We start from the raw sequence: 18,967 nt of genomic DNA, 5'->3' as shown, positions 1-18,967 counted from the left end.
TTCCTGACTGAAAAAGGGAGGTTTGTTGAGATGAAGGGTATTGTATGTGAACAAATCGACCAATTTCAATACATTGAAATGTTGGAACCCACTTACGTTAAAGGAGAAGCTATTGTACGTATCAAGCGAATCGGTATTTGTGGGACAGATCTGCATGCTTACAAAGGGAATCAACCTTTTTTTACTTATCCGCGTGTACTAGGACATGAGCTGGCCGGTATTATTGAGCAGGTAGGGGAGAATGAAGCTGGTCTGCAGGTAGGAGATCAGGTTAGTATCATCCCATATATGCATTGTGGGAGCTGCATTGCTTGCCTTAGAGGAAAAACAAACTGCTGTACTGATATGAAGGTTCTGGGTGTTCATGTGGATGGCGGGATGAGGGAGCTGATCTCGGTCCCAACAAGTCATTTGATCCTGACAAATGGGCTCACGCTCGATCAAACGGCTGTATTAGAACCGCTAAGTATTGGTGCGCATGCCGTTAGGCGATCAGGTCTGCAAAAGGGAGAAACCGTGCTGGTTATTGGAGCAGGGCCTATTGGCCTTGGCGTTATGGCATTCGCGAAGCAAAGTGGAGCTAAAGTTATCGTGATGGATATGAAGGACGAGAGGTTAGACTTTTGCCGACAATGGGCTAATGTGGATCATACAATCAATGCGCTCCATGGACCAAAGGAACAGCTTGCCGCTATACAGGATGGTGAATTGCCGACAGTCGTGTTCGATGCAACTGGGAATGCTCGTTCGATGATGGATGCTTTTCAATATGCAGCTCATGGCGGCGTGCTTGTGTACGTTGGATTAGTAAAGGCGGATATTTCGTTTCATGACCCTGAGTTCCACAAGCGTGAATTGACGTTAATGGCCAGTCGAAATGCAACAAGAGAGGACTTTGATAATGTTCTCATGTTGATGAAAAACAGTAAAATAGATGTAGAGCAGTATGTAACTCATCGGGTTCCTTTTGAGATGATGATTAGTGAGTTCGATCGTTGGTTGATGCCAGAATCGAAAGTGATCAAGGCGTTGGTTGAGCTGTAGATCATATGAAATGATTAGTAAATCCTTCTGATATTCAGTTATCAGGAGGTTTTTTATGAAAATAACCTATAGCTTATCAAAACTATGTTACCCTATGAGTAGAATGATTATCATTAAATGATGAAGTTCTTATTTATTCATAAGGAGAATTGTAATAATGAACATAGGTATTTCTGTTTCTCAAAAAGAACTGAAGGATATTCTTTTGAATGTGGCTGTTGTAAGGCCGATATTCATTTGGGGTCCTCCCGGTATCGGGAAATCTTCGCTTGTCGAACAGTTTGCAGATGAACTAGGATTAGCATGTGTATCGCTGCTTGGCAGTCAATTGGCTCCTGAAGATATTATTGGTGTACCACAAATTAAAGATGGCGTGAGTGAATTTTGTCCTCCGAAAATGATCGCCCGAAATGAACCTTATTGTTTATTTCTGGATGAATTAAATGCATGTTCGCAAGAAGTACAAAAAGCGTTTTATAGTCTTATTCACGAGCGACGTATTGGTGAGTACCGCTTGCCCCAAGGTTCAATTGTTATCGGTGCCGGCAATCGTGCACAGGATAGTGCAATTGTTAAGCCAATGTCCTCTGCGTTAATCAATCGGATGTTTCACGTACAGTTGAAGGTGCAGGCAAAGGAATGGTTTGATTGGGCCTATAGCAGTGGCATTCATCCTTACGTAATTGAATATCTGCAGGCGCGTCCGGATCATCTCTGGACACAGCCACCGAAAACGGAAGAACCTTTCTCAACCCCACGCTCGTGGCATATGCTAAGTGATGCTCTTAATGAATTCAAAGAAGAGCTTTCAAGTGAAAAGGTTGAAATTCTCGCTAGAGGTTGTCTCACGCCAGATCATGCTTTGCAGTTTAAAGCGTTCCATAAAAACTTAAATGGTAAATATCAATTGAATAAAATTATTAATGGCGATGCCAGATTCCCTTCGGAAGCAAGTAATCGAGATTTACTTTATTTCTTGTCGCTATCGTTCCGTGCTCAGATCATCAAGACACTGCCGGAGAATAAGGAATCCATAAAAGAGGAACATAGAAGTTTTGCTCATAGAGTTAAAGCGCTTCTCAAAGAATTAAGTGAGATCAGCCTTGAAATGGCTCAGCTTGTAGTAGCTGACCATGGGGAGGGTCAAACACTTCCGAACTGGTTCACAGTCGAGATTGTTCGGGATTTACCACGCCTGGCAGCAAAGGATAAATAAGATGAGAGGTAAATCAAAGAGCTCACTTGATCCAGCTACTCTAAATTATACGCGAGCAGAAGAGTATATTGAGTCCCACCCGATGTTCTCTCCCCTAGCCAGCCATGCTTGGTTTCGCAGGGAAAAAGATAGATATCAATTATGTCCGGAAGAGGGATGGGCCGTTATTACCATAGATGGATCTATTCATGTTCATCCCACACGGCGCGGGGAAGTTGATGAATGGATATATGTGCTCGCCCACTGCCTCTTACATCTTGGCTTTGGCCATTTTCAAAAAAAAGATAACCCCAGACTTTGGAATACGGCATGTGATGTGTATATTTCTAAATTTCTCTATGATATGAAGCTTGGCAAAAGACCAGAGTCATTCGGATATCGAGTTGATGTTCCTGTAACTAGTGAGCAGCGGTTGTATGAACAATATCTTGAGCGTGGGATACCAGAAGAACAGAAGCATTATGGAACTGCAGGCGAACATGCATCGGATATGGTTTTTCAAGAGGAAAATAATCATTATAGAGGGAATCGGAAGATCGATTGGGAAGGATGTTTTGCCGCAGGGCTTTCTATGGCTGTTGCTAAAGCGGTAAGCGTTGCTGCGGGATATAGCTCGACGATTATGTCAAACGAAAATCAGCTTACATCGGCTCAGAAAGCGCGAAACTGGTTTATTGATCATTATCCATTGCTTGGGGCTCTTGCTGCCGGGTTTAAAATTATTGAAGATGTAGCTGTATGTCATCGATACGATATAGCTATTGCTGCAATTGATATTGAAGATAAGGAAGTCTATATTAATCCGGCAGCAGGTTTGAGTGAGGAAGAATGCAAATTTGTAATGGCGCACGAGCTTCTTCATGCTGGTCTTCGACATCATGAAAGATGCCAAGGCAGGGATCATCACCTGTGGAATGTAGCATGTGATTATGTGATTAATCACTGGCTCGTAGAGATGCATATTGGTGAGTTTCCCCAAGTGGGTATTTTACTTGATGACTCCATGAAGGGATTATCAGCAGAATCGATCTACGATCGTATCGTGACTGATATTCGAACCTATCGTAAACTGGCAACATTACGTGGTATTGGCGGTATCGATATGCTGGATAAAGGTAGGCAAGGGTATTGGGATCCGCGGGATGGGACAGGGATCGATGATTTTTGTAGAAATGCGTTAAAGCAAGGGCTCATCTATCATGAAGATGCAGGAAGAGGGTTTATCCCAAGTGGTCTTATTGAAGAGATTAGAGCTTTAGGTCAACCGGCGATAAAATGGGACATTGAGCTTGCTAAATGGTTCGATAGCTATTTCTCTCCTATGGAAAAGGTCCGGACTTATGCAAGAGTGAGCAGAAGGCAATCATCAACACCGGATATTGCTAGGCCTAAATGGGTGTATCAAGGCGGTGATGATGATGGAAGAACCTTTGGTGTAGTGCTGGATACTTCCGGATCTATGGATAAGAAATTATTAGCTAAAGCATTAGGTGCAATAGCTAGTTACAGCCTATCGCGTGATGTTCATTCAGCAAGGGTGGTTTTTTGTGACGCTGCTGCTTATGATCAAGGTTATATGAAGCCTGAGGATATTGCAGAGAGTGTTAAAGTAAGAGGCAGAGGCGGCACGGTGCTTCAGCCAGGAATTGATCTACTACAGAATGAAGTGGACTTCCCTAAAGATGGCCCTATATTAATTATTACAGATGGCTTTTGTGACAAAGTAATGGTTAAACGGGATCATGCTTATATTTTACCTAAAGGTCGTCATCTGCCATTCGTACCAAAAGGGCCGGTATTTCGGATGGAATAGTTAATTTTATATCGTTGAGCGGAAAAACCTTCCTAGAAATGGGGAGGTTTAGCTTTTATTTGAGATCCTATCGTCATAAATGAGGAGATGAACGCGTGCATCTATTAAAAGGACAGAAAGTTGAGGTTACAAAAGGAAGAAATCTAGCAAAGCTTAGTCTGTACTTCGGATGGACTGCGAGGACAGCGGCAATGAGTATAGATGCTGCCGGGTTTATTTTATCGGATCAGAACCGATGTGAGCGTGATGAGGATTTTATTTTTTATGGAAATCCGTATGATCGGAATGGTGCAGTCTCACACTCGCTATTAGAAAGTGGAGATAAGGAGGTCATCCAAATCTCTCTATCCAGGTTGCCAGAGAGCGCTGCAAAGATAGCTTTTTCAGTAACCATTCATGAAGGGGAGAAGCACGGGTTTTCTATGAAGGATGCAGCTGACTTGTATTTGCGACTCGTAAATGCTGAGACTGGGGAAGAGCTATATCGATTTGAATATGGCTTGGACTTGTCAAAGGAAACGGCGATTGTAGCAGGCGAGCTATATAGGCACAACGGGGAATGGAAGTTTAATGCCATTGGCAGTGGTTTCGACGGAGGGCTGGCTGCTTTATGCACAAACTTTGGGCTTGAAATTGAAGAAACGGCATCTGAGGCTGCAGCGACAGTGGAAGAGGTCGTACTATCCACTATCGATTTGCGCAAGAAAATAGTGCAATATACATTGACAAAGAAGAAGTTGGACCATGTGGCAGCCAGGGTAGGCATTGTGCTCGATATAACGGGGTCCATGCAAACCTTGTATAAGAATGGGACTGTTCAGGAAGTAGTCGAGCGTATATTGGCAGTCGCTTGTAAATTTGATGATAATGGGTCTTTGGATGTGTGGGTATATGATAATGAATTCAGTCGATTACCCGCTGTGACAGAGCGTGATATCGACCAATATGTATCTAATCATATTCTGAATAATAAGAGCATCCATAAATTTGGCCGCAATAACGAACCGCCTGTCATGGAAGATGTCATACGGAAGTATACGGTCGAAGAGGAATCCGAGATACCTGTGTTTATTATATTTATTAATGATGGCGGCGTGGTAAAACCCATTAAAAAGGTAATTATAGAAGCTTCCATTCAGCCGATATTCTGGCAGTTCGTTGGTATTGGCGAGTCTGACTTTGAGGTGCTGAAGCATCTGGATACCATGGAAGGGAGGGTCGTGGACAACGCTAACTTTATTCATTTGAATGATATTGCAGCCGTTTCCGATGAATCACTTTACGATCAGCTTCTAAATGAATTTCCACAGTGGATCAAAGCAGCTGCAGAAAAACGAATAATCCGGAAGTAATGAGTTCGTGAAGTCAAACGGCTATATATAGACAAGGAAATTGAAGCGAGCACCGTTACAATTCTTGGGTACATGCACTTCTAGGCCACCGCCTACATACACTGTAGAACAGTCTTTATTGCCGAAGGTGGGAAGGTGTTTCCCGACTGCGTCAAATCAGCATGGAGGTGGCCTTACGATGCCTGGAATTTTTACGGCGATCGCATTATTCATTAAACAACTGTCGCTTCTCGTCTCTTACGTTAAGAACAACGCTTTCCCGCAGCCGCTTCACGAGGAAGAAGAAGTCAAGCACCTGCAGCTAATGGCAGAAGGCAACCAGCATTCGCGTAACTTGCTTATCGAGCACAACCTCCGTTTGGTAGCGCATATCGTCAAGAAATTCGACAACACCGGTGAAGACTTGGAGGATCTCATCTCCATAGGAACAATCGGACTTATTAAAGCGATTGAGAGCTTTCAGCCGAACAAAGGCACGAAGCTGGCTACTTTCGCTGCTCGTTGTATTGAGAACGAGATACTTATGCATTTACGCTCCTTGAAGAAAACTCGTAAAGATGTATCGCTGCATGATCCCATTGGTACGGATAAAGAAGGTAACGAAATTACCTTAATTGATATCTTAGGTACGGAAGCTGACGATATTGCGGATCACGTGCAGCTTAAGATTGAGAAGAGTAAGATTTATAAAAATCTTGATATATTAGATGATCGTGAAAAGGAAGTCGTTGTTGGTCGATTTGGCTTGATAGCCGGCGGGGAAGAGCGGACGCAGCGGGAGATTGCTAAGGAACTGGGGATCAGCCGCTCGTATGTGTCGCGGATTGAGAAGCGGGCTTTGATGAAGCTGTACCATGAGTTTTATAAGGCGAAGCGGTAAGGATAATAAATCAGATACTTCATTTATTTGGACTTCCGGGGGATCGCCGTCGGCAGCCGTGCCCAATTCACCACGATGAACCGCGCCATTACGGCCCACCTGTCATCGACCGTGTGTTTTGGTTAAATTATTATTCGCCATCCATAAAGCGGAGCCCTTTTCTTTTCCTTTTGGGAAGAGACAAGGGCTCTATTGGGATTTTATACGAAAGCTAAATCAGGGGGCGGCATTATTCGGTGAGAGGCCAGGTATAGCTTGAACATTTCTACGGACTGATTTTTTCATCAAAGACCGAATACTATAACAACTAGAGGATCCCTTTACAGATATTGGCGAAAGAAATCACAATGCTAAGAGGTTAGAATAATAGCAAGGTGATTTTTAATAAAAGGAGTATTTTTTGTGAAAAGCATTCAAAGCCGTTTATTAATCATGCTGCTTGTTTTTATTATCCTTCCGTATTTTCTGTCCATGCTGTTGATTTATCGGCAAACGAAAGAGAATGTGGAACGGCATGAGCTTGAGAACAGCCGCGAGCAAATTGGGCAGGCGTCCGAAGACCTGGAGCAATACTTTGATGACATCGTTAATCTTCCGTATATTTTATACCGAAATCCCGACTTGTTCATGATTTTCGAAAAAGGCTTCGAAAGGTCCCTTTATTTCAACCAGCTTGAAATCTATAAAGGCATGACAACCTTTTATCTTATGAGGAACGAAATTAGGCAGGTTCGGTTATTCATCGAAGAAGGAAAAAACTCGTTTACGGTTTATAACGCGATGATAAGTTCCCGTAAGCGGCAGCCGGATTTATTGAAACAAGCTTCTATTCAGAAGCTAATAAACTCTGATTCGAACTTTTTAATCGAACCGCCTCATCAGATTGAAAATTATAACAATACATCAATTATGCCCCAATCGGACAAAACGATGGTTTTGACGATTCATCACAAAATCTTGGACGCCCTTTCGAAAGAATTTCTCGGTATCATCACGATAGACATTGATTTGGACAAATTTGCTCGCATATCTAATCATTTTATTCAAAAAAATAAAGAATCCGTATTACTTTCCGATTCGGACGGTCATGTCATCTATGCAAGTGATGCAGCCATGATTGGCAAGGCCGTTCCAGCAGAATTACAAAAGAAAATCAATCAGTCGGCTGCAGGCGCACAGTTTTCGAATGGCGATATTATCTTTTCCAAAACGTTGTCGGAGCCTTTAAATCAATGGCACTTTGTTAAGATAACCTCAAGCAAATTTTTATTTAATGATGTGAGAAAAACTGCCTACACGAACATCATCGTCGGTGTAATCGTAGGAGTTCTGGGCTTAATCATGATAGCCATAATATCATACAAGATTACTCGACCGATCAAGCTGCTTAGCCGGAAAGTGCTGAGCATTGAAGGAGGGAACATGAATGCTCCGTTTGACGATAAGAGGGAAGATGAAATCGGCAATCTGGAAAGGCATATCAAGGAAATGATGAACCGGATCAATCGTCACATCGACCGTGAGTACAAGCTGGAGATTGAGAACAGGAAGAACCAGCACAGGGCGCTAAAGTCCCAGATTAATCCTCACTTTTTATACAACTCTCTCCAATCCATTGGTGCGGTTGCCCTATTTAGCGAATCTCCGCGAGTATACCAATTGGTAGTCTCCTTATCCAAAATGATGCGGTACTCCATTCGTGTGGATCAACAGGCCACAGTTCGGAGTGAAGTGGATTATGTAAGAGCGTATTTGAACCTTCAAGAGGAGCGTTTTCAAACCGATTTTAGCTATTCCATCGACATACCCAAGGACATTCTTGGTATTTCAGTTCCGAGTATGATTTTGCAGCCTCTCGTTGAAAACTTCTTTAAACACTGTTATGAAGAGGGGTTCGAACAAGCCCACTTGCGTATTTACGGTGAAGTACGAGGTGGATATTTGAATCTGGTTGTTGAAAATAACGGCCGCAGTATGACGAATGATGAGCTGACGGCATTAAAAGATAAAATCTACACGCCGGCTTACGAAGGAAACTACTCGCTAGAGCATATCGGCTTGAAAAACATTCATGACCGCTTGGTTCTTAATTATGACAAGGCAGCGGGAATTGCACTGGATACGATGCAGGGACATGGGTTTTCCGTGAAGCTGGTGATTCCATTCTACCTAAAGGAGGAATGACGTAATGAAAGCTCTTATCGTCGATGATGAGATCAATGTACGGAAAATTATCCGTTTTATGGGACAGTGGCAGAAACATGGGATTACCGATATTTTGGAAGCCAGAAATGGTGAAGAGGCAAAAGCGTTGATTGATCTGGAAAGTCCAGAAATCATCATGACAGACGTGAAAATGCCCAAAAAGAACGGGATTGAGCTGATCGAGTGGTTGGATGCCAATTCCTATCCGGGAAAAGTGATTTTGATTACAGGGTTTGACGACTATTCCTTCATGCGTAAAGCGATTAAGCACGGCAGCTTCGATTATTTGTTGAAGCCTATCGAAAATGAAATGCTAAATGAAACACTTGCGGGAGCGGTAGAAACCTGGAAAAAAGAAGAGGAAGAACGCTGTAATAAAGAGCCGGGCTTCTATGAAGAGGTTAAGAAGCTTCGCTTAAACAGGGGGGTTACCTCAGCATGTAATGGGGAACTTTTTAATTCCGACGAAATTGCCTTGTCTCTTCCGCAAGCGGACGCATACGATCTTACATTAATTTATTTTTACCAAACCCATCATTTGGATCCCTACCTCCAGCATTTGACGGACGAGCTGGTTACTCGGGAATGGGGGAATGCCTATGCTCTTCAGAACGACCCTAATGTCTGTGTGATACTTTCTGTTCACGGCCAATTCTTCCCGATAGAGGAATGGATTACCCAGCACATTGATATTCCCGTTCGTTTGGTTAGCGGCCATCCAGTGAAGTCGCTTACAGAACTCCCGCAATCTTTTCAATCTGCACAAAGGGCATTGGCTGAGCAAAACTTCAGAGCCATACATCGTTTAACGGATTTGGATGATGCCAGGCGCATGCATGACATTGTTGCTTTTGTAAGTGAACATTATATGCAAGAGTTAAGTCTGGACAAACTGTCAACCCGGTTTTTCCTGAGCCGCGAACATATCTCGCGACGATTCAAGCAAGAAATAGGGATGACCCTATCCAACTACGTTATTCAATTAAGAATTAAACAAGCCAAACAGTGGTTAAGCCAAACGGACGAGAAAATGTACTCTATTGCATTAAAGCTCGGGTACCAGGATGAAACTTACTTTTCGAAATTGTTTAAACGAATTGTTGGCATGACGCCACTTGAATATCGGGATGAGGAGGGAAAACGGGAAATAACGGAATTGGGGGAATCATGATAATCAAGGTTTTTCAATGCATTTTAGCCGGGTTTCTAACCCTATCGCTTTCTTCTTGCGGGGCGGACAATGGTTCGGTGAAGGAAATGGATACAATGAGTGCTGATCAGAACATCACTTTGGAGGTGCTTAATCCCAAAGTGGAAATTTCCACGGAGTTCGAGCAGATGGTAAAGGAATACGAGAAGGAAAATCCGAATGTTAAGATGAATATTTTAACCTTTGGCGGAAGGGGCAAACTACCTTGCCGAATTGAAAGCAAGATTTGCAGCAAATAAAGGTCCCGATATCTTTCCTAACGGCGGTTACGAAGAAGCGAAGTCATGGAAAAGGTATTTGGAGGATTTGTCCGATCAGCCGTGGGTGAAAAATGTGTATGATGAGGCCCTTGAGCCGATGAAGATGGACGGGAAAATTTACGGGATGCCTGTAAATTTCGAAGGCTACGGCTTTATCTATAATAAGGATTTATTCGCAAAGGCTGGTATCGATACACTGCCAATAACGCTCTCCGAATTAAAGGCAGCGGCGGAAAAGCTGCATTCCGCTGGTATTACCCCTTTTGCAGTCGGATATTCAGATAGTTGGTTTTTCATTCTCATGTTGAATATTGCTTTTGCCCAGCAGGACGACCCGGACGCTTTTATTCAAGCTTTGAACGACGGGACGCAATCCATCGAAGGGAACAAAAAGTTCGAAGATCTGACTCGAATGCTGGATTTGACCGTTCAATATGGCAATAAAGATTTTCTGACGACCGACTATAATACCGAAGTCTCATTGTTTGCAACTGGCAAAGCGGCGATCCTTAAACAAGGGAATTGGGCTCAATCTAAGATTGATCAAATAGCGCCGAATATGAATATCGGTTTTTTGCCCATTCCGATTAATGATGACGCCAGAAACGATGCCTTATCGGTGGGCGTATCCAATAACTGGGTTGTGAATAAAGAATCTTCGCCGGAGAAAAAGAAAGAAGCAAAGAAATTCTTAAACTGGATGGTTTCATCGGAACAAGGCAAAACGTTTATGAAGGACAAATTCCATTTTATTTCTGCGTTTAAAAATATAGAGACGGACCGTTCTGGACCACTCGTGGACGATATTATTCGTTATACAAAGATGAAGAAAACGTTGTCCTGGAACTGGTTTAAATTTCCTTCGAGGGCAAGAGAAGAGTTCGGCTATGCAATGCAAGCTTATGTAGGCAAACAGCTTAACCGCGATCAATTGCTTCAGGAGCTCCAAAAGTCCTGGAAAAAGGCTCAGCAGAAATAATTGACTTTGTTCATAACCCTTTCGCCTCTGATGCTTAGTATCAAGGCGGTAAGGGTTATTTTGTGTTTGGGAGGGAGTGTCCCCGAACGCCAGAAGCTGGGAATTCAATGATCCAGTAAGGCCAGTTTGAGACGATAAGCTCGTCTAGTTGAATCAATATAAGCCTGTAAATCTATCAATATACGACATGTTCTTAACGTTTGCTTTGCTTTAAACTACAAATTGTGGAGAGAAAAAACAAAAAGTAGACAAGGAGTTGTTAGGTTATGAACATCAAAAAATTTGTTAAACGAGCAACAACAGTAAGCTTGACTACAGTAATGCTAATAGGGGGTGGAGCTCAAGCATTTGCGAAAGAAAAAAACAATATGGATTACAATGAAAAATATGGTTTTTCCCACATTACACGCTCTGATATGCTGAAAATACCTGAACAACAAAAGAGTGCACAATTTCAAGCACCTCAATTCGATGCATCAACAATAAAAAACATTCCTTCGGCAAAAGGTTATGATGAGCAGGGCAACCTGATAGATATCGATGTTTGGGATAGCTGGCCGCTGCAAAACGCTGATGGAACAGTAGCAAATTATAATGGCTACAATATCGTTTTTGCTTTAGCAGGAGACCCTAAAAGAGGATGGGACACATTTGTCTACTTGTTCTATCAAAAAGTAGGCGATACTTCCATTGATAGCTGGAAAAATGCTGGAAGAGTATTTAAGGATAGCGATAAATTCGTTCCTAATGATCCTTTTCTCAAATTTCAAGCAGAAGAATGGTCAGGCTCCGCAACCTTAACATCGGATGGAAAAGTTCGCTTATTCTATACAGATCGTCAGGGTTGGGACCCCAATCACGGGTTTTATGGTAAACAAACCTTAACAACGGCCCAAGTCAATGTATCTCAACCAGATAAAAGTACGCTGAAAATTGATGGCGTAGAGGATCTCAAATCGATTTTTGATGGCGGAGACGGCAAAATCTATCAAAATGTTATGCAAGGAATCGAAGCGGAGAACTATTCGGATAATCATACATTTAGAGACCCTCACTATGTGGAAGACAATGGTCATAAATACCTTGTTTTCGAAGCCAACACAGGTACGGAAGTTGGCTACCAAGGAGAGGCATCGCTCTTCAACAAAGCTTTCTACGGCGGAAACAAGCAATTCTTCCAGGATGAAAAAAATAAATTGCTGCAAGGTCCTAAAAAAATTGCTGCTGAGTTAGCGAATGGCGCATTGGGAATTATTGAATTGAACGACGATTATACGTTGAAAAAAGTCATGAAACCGTTAATTGCATCGAACACAGTAACAGATGAAATCGAACGTGCCAACATATTTAAAATGAATGGCAAATGGTATTTGTTCACAGATTCCAGAGGATCCAAAATGACGATTGATGGAATCGGCGGGAATGATGTATACATGTTAGGCTATGTGTCCAATTCCTTAACAGGAACATACAAACCGTTAAATGACAGCGGACTTGTATTAAACATGAATCTTGATCCTAAGGATCTTACTTGGACTTATTCTCACTTTGCAGTACCGCAAGCTGACGGTAAAAATGTGGTTATCACAAGTTACATGACAAACAGAGGTTTATATGCGGACCACAAATCTACCTTTGCGCCGAGTTTCTTGCTGAACATTAATGGTTCAAAAACTTCGGTTGTCAATGATAGTATCCTTGCACAAGGGCAATTAACGATTGACACGAAGAAGAAAAACGAAAAATAAAGAAAGCATCCTCAATAAAGCTAAAGAAAATGTCGATGTAAATCGGCATTTTCTTTTTTACAAAAAGGAATAAGCAGCAGCAAAAGCGAGGAGGTGTCAACTTGAACGATACAACAAATCATAAGAAAGCAGCAAAACGAATAGGTGTAGTTATGATTTGTTTCATTATTTTGATGACGATAGGATTAGTGATTCATTATTCCGATAGCAATAAGAAGAACGAAACCATCGATTCAGTTATGCCAACGTATCGAGCTAGCTATCATTTCACTACGCCAGACAAATGGAAAAACGACCCTCAGCGGCCGATTTATTTTGATGGTAAGTATCAGTACTATTATCTCTATAATCATGATTATCCGAACGGGAATGGAACCGAATGGCGGCATGCGACATCAACGGATTTGGTGCATTGGAAAGATGAAGGGGTGGCCATTCCTAAATATACGAACAGAAATGGAGATCCATGGACGGGCTCAGTCGTAGTGGACGATACAAATACAGCAGGCTTTGGAAAAGGGGCTATTGTGGCGATCGTGACACAGCCCTCTGCTGATGGGGGGAAACAGGAACAATATTTATGGTACAGTACGGACAAAGGAAAAACGTTTACTTCTTATAGTGACGATCCCATTATTCCGAATCCGGGCACAAAAGATTTTAGAGACCCGAAAATCATCTGGGATCATCAGATTAATAAATGGGTGATGGCAATGGCGGAAGGGACGAAGATTGGTTTTTATGAGTCTCCGAATTTAAAAGATTGGCAATATACGAGTGGTTTTATTACAGGGAATATCGGAATTGTGGAGTGTCCTGATCTTTATTTGATGCGTGCGAATGACGGGATCTATAAATGGATTCTTGGTGTCAGTGCAAATGGTAAGCCGGTTGGTCAACCAAACACTTACGCCTATTGGACTGGACACTTTAATGGAAAGGAATTTTCCCCTGATCAAAGTGACCCTCAGTGGTTAGATTACGGCTTTGATTGGTATGGTGCTGTCACGTTTGAAGAAGGAAAAGACAGCGATAAATACAATCATCGGTATGCTTTGGCTTGGATGAATAATTGGGATTATCCCCATAATACGCCAACCCTTCAAGAAGGGTTTAACGGAACGGATTCGATTATTCGTCAAATTAATCTAAAAAAAGAAAGCGATCATAGGTATCGTTTGACTTCACAACCTATTGAAGCATTGAATCAATTGACAAATACAACGGATTCGTTGAAACAAATAGAGGTTAATGGCTCTAAAACTCTTCCTATAACAGGCGATGCTTACCAACTCGAGACAGATATATCGTGGTCAGATATCAAGAATGTAGGATTAAGACTTCGAGAATCAACAGACAAAAACCGTCATGTTGATGTCGGAGTGTTTATAGAAGGCCAATATTCTTATGTCAATAGAGCTTTTACAGGGCAGCCCGACAAGAGTGGTAAATATTTCGAAAGTAGGTCACCATTTGATGTGAGTAAGAAGAACGTTCACTTTAAGATTCTCGTCGATAAAACAAGCATTGAAGTCTTTGTGGATGATGGAACCATCGTTTTTTCCAATGAAATTTTCCCGGAATTAAACGATCAAGGAATTACCCTTTTTTCTGAAGGCGGCACCGCGATCTTTAAAAATGTTGTAATCAAGCACTTTAACAAAGATCAAATCAATCTAAAATGAACAAGTCACGCGGCGGCGTCCCCACTTTGTAGACACTGAGAAAACCCTAGACTGAAAGCTGCTTCCGGTAAACTACCGAAGGCAGCTTTTTTTCCTTCGTTGCGGTCGATGCTGGCGCCCGAGAGCCGATGACGACTGCGGTCGCTTCGACCGGCTCCGGAATGGCTGCCTTGGTGACGGTGAAAGCCTTCCGACGTGCCGAATGGGAAAGAAGCCACGTGGCAAGCCAAGGGCTCCAGTGACGGGATGACGAACCGAATGTCGAGCAGCCTCCTATGATAAAGTTATATGCCTTTTTTGCAAGGGGCGGCTGTATCCCCCTCGAAACGCTCAAATTCCGTAATCCGTGACGAGAACGTTCCCTCGGGATTGCGATTGTTTATAATTTCAAGCAACATCGACACGGTTTTGGCCTTTTCCTCTGCGGAGACGTAATAAGTTGTGAGTTGAGGGCTGCTGACCTTCACAAGCTCAGTTAGGCCGGAGCCAATCAGACTGATATCGTTGGGCACAGAAACGCCTGTGCTCTGAAGGTACTGAAGGGCACCGAATTGGATGATGGTATTCGCGCAGAAGGCGGCCGTATAATCCAGTTGCAGCATCCCGGCTCTTTTGCAGAGTTCATAGCCATTCTCATCATTACTAATCTGAATGAGGGATTTGTCTAAAGGAATTCCGTTCTTTTCATGCGCTTGACGAAAGCCTTCCAAGGCTAATTGATGGATATCGTAATCCAAGCTCCCTATAAACAACGCGATTCGGGTGTGGCCAAGTGAGAATAAATATTCTGTGGCATCATGAGCCAGCTTTCTTTCATCGAAGGCGATGAAATTGAGTCCTTCTTCTTTGTCACGCAACGGCATCCCATAAAAAATATAAGGGGTATTCGACTGGCGAAATAAATCAAGCAGTGTTTCGTCAACGTCACCAGATACGATGAAGCCTTCAATTTCTTGATTGTCTAGGTACTTTTGCAGTTTATTCAATGAATCAGGGGCATGCGTAATATTCATGAAGACCAATCCATAGTTGAATTGGCTGGCTGCTGATTCCATGATTTGCAGATCTACCAAATATCGTGGGTCATTCGCTTCCCTATCGTATAGCACGTAGCAAAGCTTAGGAGACACTTCAATATCCCGATAACCAAGCTCCTTGGCTGCTTGGAGTATTTTATTGCGTGTTTCGGTTGAAATCGTGCTGCTTGGAGTGTTGTTTAAGACAAGAGAAACGGCAGTCCGTGATACACCGAGGTGTTCGGCAATCTCCTTTTTCGTAACCATGTGGGAAAGCTCCTTCTTATAAACATAACGTCAGTTATATTATAGTCTGAAAAATAAGCGTTCGTCAATTTATAGGTGTAATACAGTGTAATACGAATAAAAGTGAGCAATGGCGGTCAATGACTCAGACTCGTTAATTTTATGTGAAAAAGTATAGTTAATGAAAAGGGATCAAAAATAAGTGCTTTCAGTGAAAAAAAGTCTATTATTGAGGATTGACATTGAAAGATAACGAGTGTTATGATTTCGTCGAGATTAAGTTTATCGGTGTATATTAGAAATGGCGAAATCAATTAACGAAGAGCCTCTTCCAGAACGTGCAAATCACAAAAGGAATGAGAGGGGTGATAAATGGCGTATTCGGAAGAAGATTAGACGGGAAGCTATCAACAAAGTAAGCAAAACTTGAAAGCGCTACCAATACTTGCTGAAGGGGGGAAGCATGTGTCATATCCAACGTTTCCATTAAACGGAGATGGACGCTTGACGGGGAATGAAGCTCTTGATAGAGCTGAAGCAGCTTTGATCAACAACGAAATTGTAGGTGTGAAAGCATCGAATGGAACAATAATAGTGGAACTAAGTCATGTGCCATTAACTGATCCTTCGATGGATGACTTCTCAGTGTATCAAGTTATAGGGGGCCAGGCACCGGTTGTCACTAAACCAACTGCAATGACGTGGTCAACCCAAACTAGAAAAATCGTACTTTCGGTTCCAGTGTTCCCTTATGAATCAATGGAACAGGAAATCACTTACAGTGTTTCTTACAATAACGGAACTCCTATTGAAGAGCTAAGGGTTACAATCACTGAAGGATTGTCAATTATCTTGGATGGTATTGCAAAATGTGTGATTGTGGCTCCTCAGAAGGATAATGATGCTAATGCTTATGCAGCTGCTTGTAAGCTAATTAAGTATTTGAAGATGGCCACGGGCATAGAGCTGACCTTTGTGCCCTATGGTACTGCGATTCCAAATCATCTTTTGCCTATTTATATTGGAGTAACGGGATTGCATAATCGTGATCTCATTCACCATCAATTACAAGAGCTGGATGGGGATTGTTTTATTATCGACTGCAGTGTCGATGCGATTACGATAATCGGTTCTAGTGGCTGGGGAACGGAATTCGGTGTGAATGAGTTTTTAGAGGCCTATGCAGGAGTACGCTGGTTATTGCCTGGAACTGATGGTGAGCATGTACCTATTACTTCACGGTTGACTGTGCCTGTAGGTACAAGAGTGGAGAAGCCTTCTTTCTTCTCAAGAATCTTTGGCTCAGCAGACAAAAGTACAGAGTGGAACAGGGACAACCGTATATATCCTCGAATTCACACCAATCATGTCATGTTTGAGTTATTTAATCCCAAAAAACATTTGGCCGATCACCCAGAATGGTATCCGACAACGATTAAGCCCGACATGATCGGCGGGTGGCAGCCATGTTACAGTAATTTCGAGACTGTGGACATAGCAATTGCGTATATTAACGAATATTTCGAGGGTAATCCCAACGCTGAATCGTATTCTTTATCGGTTAATGATGGTGGAGGATATTGTGAAGAAGATCCGCATCATCCATCTTATACAGAGTTGAAGCTTAATTCTTTGGGTCTGTTGCATTTGTCTGATATTTATTTTAAGTGGATACAGAAGGTTGCTGAAGGGATATTGGCAAGGCATCCTAATAAGTATTTGGCTGCACTAGCCTATCACGAAACATACGATCCGCCTTCTATAGAATCGAATGTGAAGCTACCACCGAATGTTTTGGTCTATATCACTGATGAAAGACTGAATTGGTCGAATTCAGAGAGACGAGCAGTTGGACACAGCTTAACGAAAAGATGGTTGGAAGTCGCCCCAGGAGCTTCTTTTTATGATTACTTATACGGAGGCCCCTACTTACTTCCACGATCCTATTTTCATCAAATGGCAGATAACTACCGTTATGCATGTGAAATGGGAATCGCGGCGCTGACATCAGAGTCACCGGCGAACTTTGGTGAGGGTCCTAAAATGTGGCTTGCAGCCAAGTTAAAGTGGAATGCGGCATCTGATGTGGATGAATTGCTGCATGATTGGTACGTACATGCAGTAGGTTCAGAGGCTGCCCCCTACTTAGTTAAGTATTATGAACATTGGGAGGACTTCTGGCAAAGACGAGTATATGAAACGGATTGGTACAATTCTTGGTTGATGTCGCTTCCAAGAACGAATTTCATGTCCCTCACGTCTGCTAGTTATCTTAAAAATGTAGCTCTAACTGAGCTTGTAAAGAGTCGCAAATGGCTTGAGAATGCAGTCATACTCGCCAAGCAGCATGGAACATCCTTGCAGGGGAAACGCGCTGAGCTCCTACTAAGGGCGTTTGAATACTATGAGTGTTCATACTTAACATACCCCGGCAATATAGTGTCGGCAGATGAGGTTAAAAGTACTGACCATGCAATAAACTTGTTGGATATTTTGGTCGAAAGACTGGCTCTGTCCGAGAAAAGAAGAAATCTCGTAGAGGAATTCAAGTCGGATCCAATATTAAATATTCATTGGCCCCCCGAGGTTTATGGAATGATGTGGTCAAGTACGAAGAGCAGAGATACACAGGCTTTAGTTGAATGGATAAAGCAGGAGCCATCGACAGGTGCTTTAAGGAGCAGAATCAATACGATCATAGATTCAGAGTCTTCTATGTATGCGGTTCATTATGTCAAGCTGCTTCTCGCGACGGCTGATCAGTGGGAGACTGTCAACAGTAATACTTCCTTCGAGCAGGGTGACGGGATCGATGCGCATGACTGGTGGTATTGGTTGGAATTTGGACAGTCTTCAGCAAATCATCTGCACAGAAGTCCGGAGAATCCGCGAACAGGAAACTATGGAATCAAAGTGAATGGCCTTTCCCACGGTGGACCAGTCTACGAGATTAATCATCAGATCAGTCCAGGTTATTATGGAATGTCGGCGTATTACTATGTGCCAGAGGATTTTAATTCGATGGGTACATTGCAACTATTTGTATATTTTAATGATGCAGATGCTCAATGTTTCCATTCTACAAGCAGTGAGGATAAGACAGTCGCTGATGATGGACCAGGATGGCATTTAGCGGATTGGGTTGGTTATGTTCCAGAGTTTTACGACGGGATGAAGGTTGAAAAACTCACAATTGGAATAAAATTGACCAAATATAAGGATGGAGAAATCTTGTATCTGGATGATATCAATTTCTTCAAATTATGAGGAGCAGCTATTCAGCAATTTTACAGCAATATTAAACATTTATGGG

General features: G+C 42.4%; 13 protein-coding genes and 1 pseudogene. 13 read left to right on the top strand and 1 reads right to left on the bottom strand.

The features are described 5' to 3' along the window. Nucleotides 1-30: 30 nt before the first annotated feature. From EKN16_RS13615 to EKN16_RS13570, 12 genes and pseudogenes are all read left to right on the top strand, one after another. Nucleotides 31-1,044, top strand: coding sequence for a zinc-binding alcohol dehydrogenase family protein (locus tag EKN16_RS13615; protein ID WP_125657914.1), 1,014 nt, complete (start codon nucleotides 31-33; stop codon nucleotides 1,042-1,044). Between the two features lie 157 nt (nucleotides 1,045-1,201). After that, complete coding sequence (locus EKN16_RS13610; RefSeq protein WP_125657911.1) at nucleotides 1,202-2,260, top strand: AAA family ATPase; 1,059 nt, start codon at nucleotides 1,202-1,204, stop codon at nucleotides 2,258-2,260. A 1-nt stretch (nucleotide 2,261) separates the two neighbouring features. Further along, nucleotides 2,262-4,073: a vWA domain-containing protein gene (locus tag EKN16_RS13605; RefSeq protein WP_125657908.1), complete on the top strand. Its 1,812-nt coding sequence runs from the start codon at nucleotides 2,262-2,264 to the stop codon at nucleotides 4,071-4,073. A gap of 95 nt (nucleotides 4,074-4,168) precedes the next feature. Next, a pseudogene (locus EKN16_RS33000) lies at nucleotides 4,169-4,684 on the top strand (TerD family protein); the annotation flags it as partial. Nucleotides 4,685-4,738: 54 nt separating this feature from the next. Next, a complete protein-coding gene (locus EKN16_RS32995; protein ID WP_232016532.1) occupies nucleotides 4,739-5,425 on the top strand; it encodes a vWA domain-containing protein in 687 nt (228 codons plus the stop codon). A 178-nt stretch (nucleotides 5,426-5,603) separates the two neighbouring features. Beyond that, nucleotides 5,604-6,305: an RNA polymerase sporulation sigma factor SigK gene (gene sigK / locus EKN16_RS13595; RefSeq protein ID WP_125657903.1), complete on the top strand. Its 702-nt coding sequence runs from the start codon at nucleotides 5,604-5,606 to the stop codon at nucleotides 6,303-6,305. A gap of 402 nt (nucleotides 6,306-6,707) precedes the next feature. Next, nucleotides 6,708-8,489, top strand: coding sequence for a cache domain-containing sensor histidine kinase (locus tag EKN16_RS13590; protein ID WP_125657900.1), 1,782 nt, complete (start codon nucleotides 6,708-6,710; stop codon nucleotides 8,487-8,489). Nucleotides 8,490-8,493: 4 nt separating this feature from the next. After that, complete coding sequence (locus tag EKN16_RS13585; RefSeq protein ID WP_125657896.1) at nucleotides 8,494-9,681, top strand: response regulator transcription factor; 1,188 nt, start codon at nucleotides 8,494-8,496, stop codon at nucleotides 9,679-9,681. Then, nucleotides 9,678-9,959, top strand: a complete 282-nt coding sequence (locus tag EKN16_RS32990; RefSeq protein WP_232016408.1) for a hypothetical protein — start codon at nucleotides 9,678-9,680, stop codon at nucleotides 9,957-9,959. Before EKN16_RS13585 ends, EKN16_RS32990 begins: the two co-directional genes overlap by 4 nt. Further along, complete coding sequence (locus EKN16_RS13580; RefSeq protein WP_232016407.1) at nucleotides 9,934-10,959, top strand: ABC transporter substrate-binding protein; 1,026 nt, start codon at nucleotides 9,934-9,936, stop codon at nucleotides 10,957-10,959. The genes EKN16_RS32990 and EKN16_RS13580 overlap by 26 nt, the downstream gene beginning before the upstream one ends. 266 nt (nucleotides 10,960-11,225) lie before the next feature. Further along, a complete protein-coding gene (locus EKN16_RS13575) occupies nucleotides 11,226-12,707 on the top strand; it encodes a glycoside hydrolase family 68 protein (protein ID WP_125657893.1) in 1,482 nt (493 codons plus the stop codon). A gap of 152 nt (nucleotides 12,708-12,859) precedes the next feature. After that, nucleotides 12,860-14,392 (top strand): glycoside hydrolase family 32 protein, encoded by a 1,533-nt coding sequence (locus EKN16_RS13570; RefSeq protein WP_125666229.1) that lies wholly within the window; start codon nucleotides 12,860-12,862, stop codon nucleotides 14,390-14,392. A 284-nt stretch (nucleotides 14,393-14,676) separates the two neighbouring features. On the opposite strand, the gene EKN16_RS13565 is transcribed toward EKN16_RS13570, so the two are convergent. Then, complete coding sequence (locus tag EKN16_RS13565) at nucleotides 14,677-15,675, bottom strand: LacI family DNA-binding transcriptional regulator (RefSeq protein ID WP_125657890.1); 999 nt, start codon at nucleotides 15,673-15,675, stop codon at nucleotides 14,677-14,679. Between the two features lie 444 nt (nucleotides 15,676-16,119). On the opposite strand from EKN16_RS13565, the gene EKN16_RS13560 reads away from it, so the two are divergent. Further along, a complete protein-coding gene (locus EKN16_RS13560) occupies nucleotides 16,120-18,921 on the top strand; it encodes a DUF4838 domain-containing protein (protein WP_125657887.1) in 2,802 nt (933 codons plus the stop codon). The last annotated feature ends 46 nt before the right edge of the window (nucleotides 18,922-18,967 follow it).

The organism is Paenibacillus baekrokdamisoli (assembly GCF_003945345.1).
GTDB lineage: Bacteria > Bacillota > Bacilli > Paenibacillales > Paenibacillaceae > Paenibacillus_Z > Paenibacillus_Z baekrokdamisoli.
The sequence above is the reverse complement of the archived record's forward strand: the minus strand, read 5'-3'. Positions and strand labels throughout refer to the sequence as shown.

Excerpts from the sequence above, each read along its gene's own strand:
- EKN16_RS13615 (WP_125657914.1), top strand. The coding sequence starts at position 31 with ATGAAGGGTATTGTATGTGAACAAATCGACCAATTTCAATACATTGAA.
- EKN16_RS13610 (WP_125657911.1), top strand. The coding sequence starts at position 1,202 with ATGAACATAGGTATTTCTGTTTCTCAAAAAGAACTGAAGGATATTCTT.
- EKN16_RS13605 (WP_125657908.1), top strand. The coding sequence starts at position 2,262 with ATGAGAGGTAAATCAAAGAGCTCACTTGATCCAGCTACTCTAAATTAT.
- sigK (WP_125657903.1), top strand. The coding sequence starts at position 5,604 with ATGCCTGGAATTTTTACGGCGATCGCATTATTCATTAAACAACTGTCG.
- EKN16_RS13585 (WP_125657896.1), top strand. The coding sequence starts at position 8,494 with ATGAAAGCTCTTATCGTCGATGATGAGATCAATGTACGGAAAATTATC.
- EKN16_RS32990 (WP_232016408.1), top strand. The coding sequence starts at position 9,678 with ATGATAATCAAGGTTTTTCAATGCATTTTAGCCGGGTTTCTAACCCTA.
- EKN16_RS13575 (WP_125657893.1), top strand. The coding sequence starts at position 11,226 with ATGAACATCAAAAAATTTGTTAAACGAGCAACAACAGTAAGCTTGACT.
- EKN16_RS13570 (WP_125666229.1), top strand. The coding sequence starts at position 12,860 with ATGATTTGTTTCATTATTTTGATGACGATAGGATTAGTGATTCATTAT.
- EKN16_RS13565 (WP_125657890.1), bottom strand. The coding sequence starts at position 15,675 with ATGGTTACGAAAAAGGAGATTGCCGAACACCTCGGTGTATCACGGACT.